This window comes from Streptomyces sp. E2N166 (genome assembly GCF_003671715.1).
GTDB lineage: Bacteria > Actinomycetota > Actinomycetes > Streptomycetales > Streptomycetaceae > Streptomyces > Streptomyces thinghirensis.
Genome location: NZ_RAIF01000025.1, coordinates 284,704 through 294,827, shown reverse-complemented (window position 1 = coordinate 294,827; position 10,124 = coordinate 284,704). Strand labels below are relative to the sequence as shown.

The following is a 10,124-nucleotide window of genomic DNA, read 5'->3' as shown; positions in this document are numbered from 1 at the left end:
CAGCCGGGCCGGCGGCTGCGCCGGGTCCAGCGGCAGGTAGGCGGCCCCGGACTTCCACACCCCGAGCAGCGCGACGACCAGGTCGGCGCCGCGTTCCAGGCCGACCCCGACGACGGAGTCCGGCCCGGCCCCCAGCCCCCGCAGGAAGTGCCCCATGCGGTTCGCCGCGCGGTCCAGCTCCGCGTACGTCACCGTGCGCGCGCCGTCGACGACGGCGACGGCGTGCGGCGTGCGCAGGGCCTGGGCGGCGAACCTCTCGTGCAGAAGAGGGGTGCCTCCGGCCGCCGACGGCCGGGGACGGATGTCGGGGACGTCACCCGACCGCTGTTCGGCGTTCACGGGATCTCCTGTTCCGAATCGCGAAAGAGAGAAGGTGCGGAGGAAGGGTGTGGGGGCGGGGCGGGGGCGGGTCAGGCCGCGTCGGCCTCCATGCGCTCACGCAGGCTGCGCGGGCGCATGTCCGTCCAGACCTCGGCGATCCGGGCGAGGCACTGCTCGCGGGTGCCCTCGGTGCCCTCGGCGCTCCAGCCGGCGGGCAGGTCGCGCTCGGCCCACCAGATCGAGTACTGGTCCTCGTCGTTGCGGACGACGCGGTAGGTGCGGTCGTCGGTCGGCTCGGTCGCCATGTCTGCTCCTCATGAGGGTGGTCGGGCGGTCGCCCGGTGGTGGGTGGTGCGTGGGTGTGGTCAGGCGGCGGGCGGCGGCAGGAAGCCGTCGACCCGTACCCCAAGGCCCTTGGCGGCCGCCGTGTCGTACACGGCGGCGGCGAGGGCCAGGTCGAGGACCCCGAGCCCGAACGGCGAGAAGACCGTCGTCCGGCCCGGGACGCGGACGAACTCCCGCTCGCCGTTGAGCAGCTCGCCGATCGAGGCGTCGATGAAGTCCCGGTCGCCGGTGAGCTGTTCGGCCAGGTGCGGCGAGGTGCGCTCGCGGCACACGTGGTCGGCGTCGTCGACGATGTTGTGGGCGCCGAGCAGCGCCTCGGGGTGCAGGTCGCGCAGCGAGACGTGCAGCACCAGCGAGCCCGGCCGCACCGCGTCGAGGCCGGTGTGCGGCACTCCCGCCGTGGTCGCGAAGGAGATCAGCGGGTGCGCGCCGAGTGCCTCGTCGAGCGAGTCGGCGTACGCGACGCGCAGTCCGGGCGCGTCGGCGGCGAGCCGGCCGGCGAACTCCTCGGCGCGGGGCCGCGCCCGGTCGAACAGCGTGACCTCGGACAGCTCCGGGAGCACCGCGCGCAGATGGCGCAGGATCTCCTGGTTGATGACGCCGCAGCCGACCAGCGCGACACCGGTCGGGCGGGCGTCGCGGGTCAGCAGCTCGGCGGCGAGCGCGGCACTGGCCGCGGTGCGCATGGCGGAGATCACCGAGCCCTCGACCAGCGCCTCGGGGTGGCCCGTGGCCAGCGAGTTGAGCAGGATCGCGGCACTGGCGCGCTGCAGCCCCGACTCGATGTTCGCCGGGAACGACGAGATCCACTTCATTCCGGCCACCGGACGGTCGCCGCCGCGGTAGGCCGGCAGGCCGATGATGCGGTCCCGGTCGTGCCCGGGGAAGCGCAGGAAGACGGAGTGCGGGACCGCGGTCTGCCCGGAGGCGTGCAGCCGGTATGCCTCGGCGACGGTACGGACGTTGTCCGCCTCGCGGCCGTTGAGGATGCTCTCCACATCGGCGTGCCGGATGACAATCATGGGAAGTCAGTCCTTCCAGAGATGGGAGACCTCGCCGAAATTGCGGTGCACCCAGTCGTCGGAGTAGATGGTGTCGAGGTAGCGGTCGCCGCCGTCCGGGAAAATGAGCACGCAATTCGACCCGTCCGGAATGTGTTCCGCGTATTTCCGCAGGGCCGCGACCGTCGCCCCGGACGAGCCGCCGGCCAGGATCGCCTCGCGGGCGACGAGCCTGCGGCAGGCGGCGACGCATTCGAGGTCGGAGATGTGGACCACCTCGTCGGCGGCCTGGGGGTCCATCAGCGGCGGCACCACGGAGGCGCCGTGCCCGGGGATGAGCCGTACCGTCGACTCCAGTCCGAAGATCGCGCTGCCCAGGGCGTCGACGGCGACGACCGTGGTGCCGAGACCCGCGTCGCGGATGTGGTCGGCGCAGCCCTTGAGGGTGCCGAAGGTCGAGACCGAGGCGAAGAGGTAGTCGACCCGGCCGTCCAGGGCCCGGGCTATCTCCCGCATGGTGACCTCGTGGGCGCGCGGGTTCAGGGGGTTGGCGTACTGGTTGGGCCAGAACGCGTGGGCGGTGCTCGCGACCAGCTCGCGCACCCTGCGCAGGCGGGACGGCAGATACTCGCCGGTGGCCGCGTCGCGCTCGGTGACGACCTCGATCTCGGCGCCGAAGGCTTTGAGGATGGCGAGGTTCTGCGTGGTGGTCTTGCCGTCGACCACGCAGATGAAGCGCAGTCCCAAGTAGCGGCAGATCTGTGCGAGTCCGACCGCGAGATTGCCGGAACTGGACTCGACGACGACGGACTCGCCCGGCCGCAGTCCGCCACTGCGCACTGCGTCGACGAGCATTCTCAGCGCCGACCGGTCCTTGATGCTGCCGCCCGGGTTGAAGCGCTCGACCTTGGCGTAGACCTGGGACCCGAAGCCGGGCAGCAGGTTTTCCATGTGGACCAGAGGGGTGTTCCCGATGGTCGACAGAATTCCTGAGTACGGTTTCTCGGGCACGGTTGTCCCTTCGTGGCAGGCACTGTTGAAAACCTCTGACCTGACCCTCGAATTCTGTGCGGGACCGCTATACAGCCCCTATACGGCGCGGGTCGGCACGCGAAAGGAGCCGGGGTACGCCGGTCGTGGCGTATCCCGGCTCCTTCAGGTGCCGGATGTGTGCGGCTCTTGCGGACTCCTGCGGGCTCTTCCGAGGAGGGAGGGGCCGTCAGCGCGTGGCGGCCGTCTGTCCGGCCGGCTCCTGGAGGGGAGCCGTCGGCAGCGGCTCGGCGTCCGGGGCGGCCGCCGGCGCGGGGGCGGGGACGGGATCGTCGTCGCTGCCCTCCAGGCTGACGCCGGGCAGCCAGCGCAGGGCGCGCGGCATCTTCCAGGTCGCGCTCGTGGAACCCAGGCCCGCACCGATCGCGATGATGAGGACAACCAGACCCAGCCAGCCGAAGGCTGCCCGTTTCCGGTTTCGGACACTCCAGTGGGTGATCCGTTCGACCAACGGCCGTCGGCCGGCCCCGGTTGCCTGATTCATGATGGTGACCTCGTCGGTAGGGGTGGTGGGTTCACGCTGGCACCGCCTTCTCATAAACGGCCTATATCCCGAGGCCCCGGGGGGTGGGGGGTGCCGCGCTCACCAGTCGTCGTACTGGCCGTCGCCCAGGCTCAGCAGTTCCGCGAGCTGGTCGCCCGCGGTCAGCGGAATGCGCGAGACGACCGCCGTGGGCTCGTCCACCGCCGCCTCGATCATGCGGGTGCACACCGCGGCGAACCGCTCGACGGTCTCCCGGTCGAACAGCTCGTCGGCGTAGCGCAGGACGACCGTCAGCCCGTCCGCGCTGCTGCGCAGTTCGACGTTGACGTCGAACTGGCCCTCCATGTGCGGGAGATCGATGAGCGACAGCCGCAGTCCCCCGTAGGTGGTCGGTTCCGCCGCGCCGACCAGTCCGGGGACCGGCAGCCGGTCGGTCGCGAGCAGTGTCACGGCCATCGCGAACCTGGGTACGGGAACGGGGTGACGCAGCCGCCCGAGACCGGCGAGCAGACCCAGGTGGGCCTCGCTCACGGTGTCGCCGATGGTGGTGTCGGCGGCGAAGCGGGCGCGCAGGGCGAGGGAGCTGACGAGATAGCCGACCATGTCGGCGGTGCCCTTGCCGATCCTGCTGGACGCGGGGCAGCCGATGAGGAAGTCGTCGAGCCCGGTGGAGCGGTGCACGGCGGCCTGGAAGGCGCCGAGCAGCAGCGCGAAGGGGGTCACCCCGGCGTGCGCGGCCGCGTCGGGCAGCCGGGCGGCGAGATCCGGGGCGAGCGGGTGGACGTAGGTCGTGCCGCGCAGCGCCGCGGGTCCGGTGGCGGGCCGGTCGGGGGTCAGGGTAGCGGCGGTGGTGCCCTGGCCGAGCCCGGCCCAGTACCGCTCGGCGCGGGCGCGGGCGGGGCTGCCGGCGAGCGCCCGTTCCTGGTCGACGTACCGGCTGTACGGAACGGTGGGGGCGGGCAGCGGCCCGCCGCCGAGGGCGTACGCGTCGAGGAGGTCGCGCAGCATCAGCCACTGGCTGGTGGCGTCGCTCGCGATGTGGTGGGCGGCGACCACGAGCGCCGCGTCGGCGGGTCCGCGGCGCAGCAGTACGACCCGGAACGGCCAGGCGTCGCGGAGCGCGAAGGGCCGGGCGCCGGCCTCGCGGGCGAGCGCGGTCACTTCCTCGTCCGTGCCGCCGGGCACCTCGCGCACCTCGAACGGCACGGGCAGGCCGGGCGCGGGCCGGCGTACCGGCTGCCCGTCCTCCTCCTCGTACACGGAGCTCAGCAGCTCGTGGCGGCCGGCGAGGGCGGCCACCGCGCGGCGCAGCCGCTCCGCGTCGAGCGGGCTGTGCACGCGCACGCCGAGGACCACGTTGTACGCGGCGCTGGCGGGGGCGAGCCGGTGCAGGAACCACATGGCTTCCTGGCCCGCGGAGAGCGGGAGCGCGGCGGTCACCGCCTGGCCAGCTCTTCCGTGAGGTGGGCGGTGATCGCGCCGACGGTCGGGTGGTCCCAGGCCATGGTCGGTTCGACGGTGAGCCCGAAGCGGTCCTCGACGTCGCCGCACAGGGTGAGCGAGTAGACCGAGTCGAGGCCGATGTCGACCAGCGGCGCGTCCTCGGCGATCTCCTCGGTGGAGCACTCCAGGTAGAAGGCGATCCGTTCGACGAGCCAGCCGCGGATGTCGGCGGCGGGGACGGTGTCGGGCGCGGTGGGCCCGGTGGACGCGATGGACATGGCTGAACTCCCGTGGGACGGCGCCCCGCTCAGGCGAGCGGAGCGCGGATGAGGTCGAAGGAGAGGTGCTCTTCGTGACGGTGGAGCAGCTCCGTGTGGAGCTCCTCGGCCGCGTCCCGGGGCGGCGGCCCCGGCTTCAGGCCGAGACGGTCGGCGAGCCGGTGCAGGGCGCAGATCACCCAGGCCGGATCGCGCGGCGGGCCGTCGCCGTGCTGCCACACGCCGAGACAGGCCGCGGCGGCGAGCACGTGCGCGTAGCGGTCGGCGAGCAGGAACCCGCGGCGCGAGGCGAGCACCGTGCGGTCCCGGGCCGGCAGTTCGGCGGCGCGCCGCGCGATGCCCCGCAGTTCGCCGGCGAACAGCCGGGCCAGGGCGTTCACGCGGGGGTCGTCGTACTCGGTGTCGGTGACGGCCCGGCTGAGGGTGTCCCGGCCGCGCGCGTTGAGTTCCAGCAGCGCGAGGTCCAGGGGCGGCAGCGGGTCGCCGGGGCGGAACAGCGCCGCGGGGGGCGCGGCCCCGGGCCGGAACCAGCCGCGCTCCGCGAGCCGCGGCAGCTGCGGCACGATCGTGGCCTGGCAGACGGCGCTGCCGGCATGGGCGAGCGCCACCACGGGCAGGTCGCGGGCGGCCTTCTGGAAGACGGCGTACGGGCCGGTGCGCACGTAGCTGCGGGCGCCCAGCAGCACCGAGAGGCGGTACGAGGACTCCTGGAGCAGCTTGGGAACCAGGTACTTCACGGCGGCGGACTGCACGCTGGTCTCGCCCGGCAGCAGGTGCAGCGAGCGGGCGCCGACCGTGGCCAGGGCGTCGCACACCAGCAGGTCGGCGAAGGCCCCCACCAGCGTGGCGCGCGGGTACGGGAGCCCGGCGACGGGCCGGCCGTACAGGCGCCGTCCGAGCCCGAAGCCGAGCGCGGCCCGCAACTGCGTGTCACCGATGCCGACGACCATGCCGGGCAGCACGCTGCGGGTCACCTGGAAGGCGCGCAGCACGGTCTCCATGGCGCCGCCGGGTGTGCCGAGCACGGAGTCGGCGGGCACCGGGCAGTCGTCGAACTCGATGCCGCCGAGCAGGCAGCCGCGGACGCCCGACGTCGGGTAGCGGATGTCGCGGCGCACCGCGTCGGCGGGCAGCCGGTCGAGGTCGACCAGGAGGTGGGAGTGGCTGCGGCTGCCCGGTCGGTCGCTGGTGCGGGCGAACACCACGGCGGCCTCGGCCCGCGAGACGTTGTTCACGAGCTGCTTGCCGCCCCGCAGCCGCAGGCCCTCGGGCGCGGGGGTGGCGGTGAGGCCGACGCGGGAGAAGTCGCTGCCGTGGGCGAGTTCGGTGTACGCGGCGACGACGCGGCCGCCGGACAGCAGGATGTCGGCGGCCCGCCGCTGCTGCGCGGCGGAGCCCGACGCCCAGATGGGCAGGCCGGCGATGAAGCTGGTGACGCCGTAGCCGATGCCGAGGGAGCAGTCGCGCCGGAAGACGGTGCGCATGAGGTGCGCGAACCCGTCGGCCTGGGTGAAGCGGCCGCCCAGGGCGCGGGGCACGAACTCGGCGTTGAGGCCGTATCCGGTGAGCAGCCGCTCGCCCTCGGCGGACAGTTCGCCCTGTTCGTCCGCGGCGAGCACGGCGGCGGTGCCCAGCGGGTTGCCGGGATCACCGGCGGGCCCGACGAGGCGTTCGAGGGCGGCGGTGCGCACCCGGTGGTCCGGGTCGGCCGCGGTCGCCGCGGGCACCGGCCCGGGTGCGTGCGTGATCGTCTCGCTCATGACCCCTCCTGGGCCGGACGGCCCGCGGCCTCGGCCAGTTCGCAGTGCAACAGCGAGAACAGCAGCCCTTCGCGGTGCTGTCGGCGCAGGGTCGGCAGCAGCCGGTCCAGGGCCGGTCCGTCCACGTCGTCGAGATCGGGCTCACCGCTCAGCTGCCGCAGCAGCCGGGTGAGTACGGCTTCCAGCCAGCCGGTGTCGGACCAGCGTCCGGCGGGGTTCTCCAGCCACAGGTGCAGGGCGGCCGAGGCCGCGTAGAGCAGCGTGTAGTCGCGAGCGAGGGCGAAGGCCCGTTCGGGCACGTCGCGGGCGGAGGGCCGGTGGGCGGCGAGTTCGTCGTGCAGTTCCCCGGCCAGCACGAGCAGCCGCCCGGCCTGCGCGGCCACCGCGCTGTCCGGTTCCCGGTCACGGACCCGGCCGACGGCGGCCGGCAGCGCCTGTACGACGCTGCAGCCGGACCGGGCGTACAGGGTCAGGGCGCCCGGGTCGAGCGCGGGGGGCGGTGCGTCGAGCCGGGCGGAGGCGGCGACGCCGGCCGGGTCGGTGTGCCCGCCGCGCCAGCCGCGGACGAGGACCGGGAACTGGTTGATGAGGTAGTTGAGGTTGACGACGGTGCTGCCGTCGAAGATGCCGACGATCCTGTGATCGCGTTCGATCTTCTGGAACGTGCCCTCGGCGTGGTCCGCGACGAGCATGGCGCGCGCCCCGAGGACCTGCCGCAGGCCGGCGATCAGCTGGTCGCCGACGGTCGGCACCAGGTACTTCACGACGGCCGACACGGCGCTCTGCTCCCCGGTGAGGGTGTGGATGCCGCGGGTGGCGACCAGGCTGACGGCCTCTACGGCGAGCAGGTCGGCGTAGGCCTCGGCGAGGGTGCGGCCGGCCTGCGGAAGATCGGCGAGCCGCCGCCCGTACAGCTCGTGCCGCTCGGCGAAGGCGACCGCGACGCCCAGGGCCTGTCCGGCCATGCCCAGCGTCATCGCGGAGCAGAGCGTGCGGGTGATCTGGAAGCCCTTGAGGATGATCTCGAGTCCCGCGCCCTCGGCGCCGATCCGCGCCGACGCGGGGATCTCGGCGCCCGAGAAGGCGATCCCGCTGATGTCGGCGCCGCGCACCCCGTGGGTGGGCAGCGCCGGTACCGGGCGCCAACTCCCCTCGGTCATCCGGGCCTTGTCGACGAGGAAGAGGCTGAAGCCGCGGGCGCCGCCGGCCGGGTCGGTACGGGCGAGAACGGTCACCAGGTCGGCCCGGGTGGCGTTGTTGATCAGCCACTTCTCGCCGTCGAGCCGGTAGCCGCCCGTCCGGGTGCGCTCGGCGGTCAGTTCGCCGGCCAGCAGGTCGCTGCCGTGCGACTGCTCCGTCAGCGCGAGCGAGACCACCGCGCCGCCCATGACCCGCCCGGCCAGCCATGCCGCCTGCTCGGCGGTGCCGCCCACCCAGACCGAGACCGCGCCGAGATACGTCTTGGTGTGCGCGAGCGCGACGGTGAAGTCGCGACGGCCCAGCGTGCGGATGATTTGCAGCAGTTCCTCGCTGGAGCGCAGTTCTCCGCCCAGGTGCGCGGGCACGAACCACTTCGGCAGGCCGAGCGCGTCGAGCTGCCGGCACACCTCGGCCGGGAACGCCTCCGCCCGGTCCAGCGCGCCGAGCCGGGCGAAGGAGAACTCCAGGGCCGCGTCGTGGGGGTCGCCGAACCGGCCCTCCAGCTCCTCGGTGAGCCCGTAGGGGGTCCACTCCCCGGCCGTGGTCGCTGTCGTGGCCGCCGTGGTCACCGGCTGTCCGCCTTCCGGGTCCGGGGCGCCCCGGCGTGCGCCAGCGCGTCCTTGAGGTAGAGCTCCCGCATGAGGGTGCGCCGGATCTTGCCGCTGGTCGTGCGACGCACCTCGCCGACCCGCACCAGGGCGACGGCGCCGACCCTGACCCCGAGGCGCCGGCCCAGCCGGGTCCGCGCACTGGTCGCCAGGTGGCGCAGCTCGTCCTCGCCGCGCCGGCCCGCCCGTACCTCCTGGGTGACGACGATCTCCTCGTGCGGGCCCTGCGGGACGGCGAAGGCGGCGGCCGGGAGATTCCCGAACTCCTCCTCCAGGGCGCCGATCTCCCGCTCGATGTCGTGCGGATAGAGGTTCCGTCCGTGCACGATGATCATTTCCTTGATGCGGCCGGTGACGTACAGTTCGCCGCCGAAGAGGGCCCCGAGGTCGCCGGTGCGCAGGAAGCCGCCGCCCAGCCCGGCGGCGGTGGCGTCGAAGGTGCGCCGGGTCTCCTCCTCGCGCGCCCAGTAGCCCAGCGCGAGGCTCTCGCCGCGGATCCAGATCTCGCCGATCTCCCCGTCCGGGAGGACCCGGGCCGTCGCGGGATCGACGATCCGCACCTCCAGGCCGCGCACGATGCCGCTGCTCACCAGTTCCTGTCCGGCCGCGTCCGCGCGGGCCCCGGTGAGGCGTCCGGCGGCGAGGGCGGCGCCGTCCACCGTGGTGACCACCGGGGGTGTCTCCACCCGGGTACCGGTCACGAACAGCGTCGACTCGGCCAGTCCGTAGCCGGGCAGCAGCGCCTCGGGGCGCAGCCCGGCCGGTGCGAAACGGGCGGCGAAGCGGGCCAGGGTCGCGGCGTCGACCGGCTCGGCGCCGTTGCAGGCGTGCGTCCAGCGCGACAGGTCGAGGCCGGCGACCTGGTCGTCGGTCAGCCGCCGCGCGCACAGGTCGTACGCGAAGTTCGGGGCGCAGCTGATGGCGGCGCCGGTCCGGTCGATCAGCCGCAGCCAGGAGACGGGCCGTTTGAGGAAGTCGGTGGGCGGCATCAGGACCGCGGTGCCGCCGAGGTAGAGGGGTGTGAGCATCATCGCGATGAGCCCCATGTCGTGGTACGCGGGCAGCCAGCTGCACCAGGTCTGCCCGCCGTGCCAGCCGTGACTGGTGCGCATCAGCTCGATGTTGTGGACCAGGGCGGCGTGGGAGACCACCACTCCCTTGGGCTCACTGGTCGAGCCGGAGGTGTACTGGAGGAAGGCGGGCAGCCGCGGCAGTACGGCGGGCGGCGTCCAGCCGAGCACATCGGTGGCCACGGCCTGTTCGAGCGTCGCGTCGTCGAGGATCAGGCTCGCGCCGCTGTCCGCCTCGATGCCGTGGATGCGGGCCTCCTGCGTGCTGTGCCCGCCCTGCGCCGGTACGGGCACCGGGATCACTCCCGCGTACAGGCACCCGAGGAAGGCCCGGATGAATCCGGTACCGGGGTGGAAGGCGAGCAGCACCCGCTGGCCGGGGGAGGTGCGGGAGGCGAGCCACTGGGCCACCGACCGGGCGTCGACGTCCAGCCGGGCGTAGCTGACCCGTTCGTCCGTGGCGGTGTCCGCGGAGGCGAAGCGGACGGCGGTGCGGTCCGGATGCTCCGCGACCCGGCGCCGGAATCCGCTCACGTACCCGTCGAAGCAGATCACGTGCCACTC

10 protein-coding genes are annotated in these 10,124 nt (G+C 73.6%); all 10 read right to left on the bottom strand.

What is annotated here, in order from left to right; all coding sequences use genetic code 11:
- Positions 1–339, bottom strand: a 339-nt coding sequence (locus tag EBH09_RS19445) for an AMP-binding protein (RefSeq protein WP_193776405.1), incomplete at its 3' end; no start/stop codon positions are given.
- A 71-nt stretch (positions 340–410) separates the two neighbouring features.
- Positions 411–626: an MbtH family NRPS accessory protein gene (locus tag EBH09_RS19440; protein WP_121748250.1), complete on the bottom strand. Its 216-nt coding sequence runs from the start codon at positions 624–626 to the stop codon at positions 411–413.
- Between the two features lie 60 nt (positions 627–686).
- On the bottom strand, positions 687–1,688 hold the full coding sequence (gene sbnB / locus EBH09_RS19435) for a 2,3-diaminopropionate biosynthesis protein SbnB (protein ID WP_121748249.1): 1,002 nt from the start codon (positions 1,686–1,688) through the stop codon (positions 687–689).
- 6 nt (positions 1,689–1,694) lie between these two features.
- On the bottom strand, positions 1,695–2,678 hold the full coding sequence (sbnA, locus tag EBH09_RS19430; RefSeq protein WP_121748248.1) for a 2,3-diaminopropionate biosynthesis protein SbnA: 984 nt from the start codon (positions 2,676–2,678) through the stop codon (positions 1,695–1,697).
- Positions 2,679–2,886: 208 nt separating this feature from the next.
- Positions 2,887–3,201: a hypothetical protein gene (locus tag EBH09_RS19425; protein ID WP_153182682.1), complete on the bottom strand. Its 315-nt coding sequence runs from the start codon at positions 3,199–3,201 to the stop codon at positions 2,887–2,889.
- A gap of 99 nt (positions 3,202–3,300) precedes the next feature.
- Positions 3,301–4,641: a condensation domain-containing protein gene (locus tag EBH09_RS19420; RefSeq protein ID WP_121748246.1), complete on the bottom strand. Its 1,341-nt coding sequence runs from the start codon at positions 4,639–4,641 to the stop codon at positions 3,301–3,303.
- A complete protein-coding gene (locus EBH09_RS19415; protein ID WP_121748245.1) occupies positions 4,638–4,922 on the bottom strand; it encodes an acyl carrier protein in 285 nt (94 codons plus the stop codon). Before EBH09_RS19415 ends, EBH09_RS19420 begins: the two co-directional genes overlap by 4 nt.
- A 29-nt stretch (positions 4,923–4,951) precedes the next feature.
- On the bottom strand, positions 4,952–6,682 hold the full coding sequence (locus EBH09_RS19410; RefSeq protein WP_121748244.1) for an acyl-CoA dehydrogenase: 1,731 nt from the start codon (positions 6,680–6,682) through the stop codon (positions 4,952–4,954).
- On the bottom strand, positions 6,679–8,451 hold the full coding sequence (locus tag EBH09_RS19405; RefSeq protein WP_121748243.1) for an acyl-CoA dehydrogenase family protein: 1,773 nt from the start codon (positions 8,449–8,451) through the stop codon (positions 6,679–6,681). Before EBH09_RS19405 ends, EBH09_RS19410 begins: the two co-directional genes overlap by 4 nt.
- Positions 8,448–10,115: a fatty acyl-AMP ligase gene (locus tag EBH09_RS19400; protein ID WP_121748242.1), complete on the bottom strand. Its 1,668-nt coding sequence runs from the start codon at positions 10,113–10,115 to the stop codon at positions 8,448–8,450. Before EBH09_RS19400 ends, EBH09_RS19405 begins: the two co-directional genes overlap by 4 nt.
- Between the last annotated feature and the right edge of the window lie 9 nt (positions 10,116–10,124).

Bases quoted from the DNA above. Each gene is read 5' to 3' on its own strand.
- EBH09_RS19425 (WP_153182682.1), bottom strand. From the start codon at position 3,201: ATGAATCAGGCAACCGGGGCCGGCCGACGGCCGTTGGTCGAACGGATC.
- EBH09_RS19440 (WP_121748250.1), bottom strand. From the start codon at position 626: ATGGCGACCGAGCCGACCGACGACCGCACCTACCGCGTCGTCCGCAAC.
- EBH09_RS19410 (WP_121748244.1), bottom strand. From the start codon at position 6,682: ATGAGCGAGACGATCACGCACGCACCCGGGCCGGTGCCCGCGGCGACC.
- EBH09_RS19415 (WP_121748245.1), bottom strand. From the start codon at position 4,922: ATGTCCATCGCGTCCACCGGGCCCACCGCGCCCGACACCGTCCCCGCC.
- sbnB (WP_121748249.1), bottom strand. From the start codon at position 1,688: ATGATTGTCATCCGGCACGCCGATGTGGAGAGCATCCTCAACGGCCGC.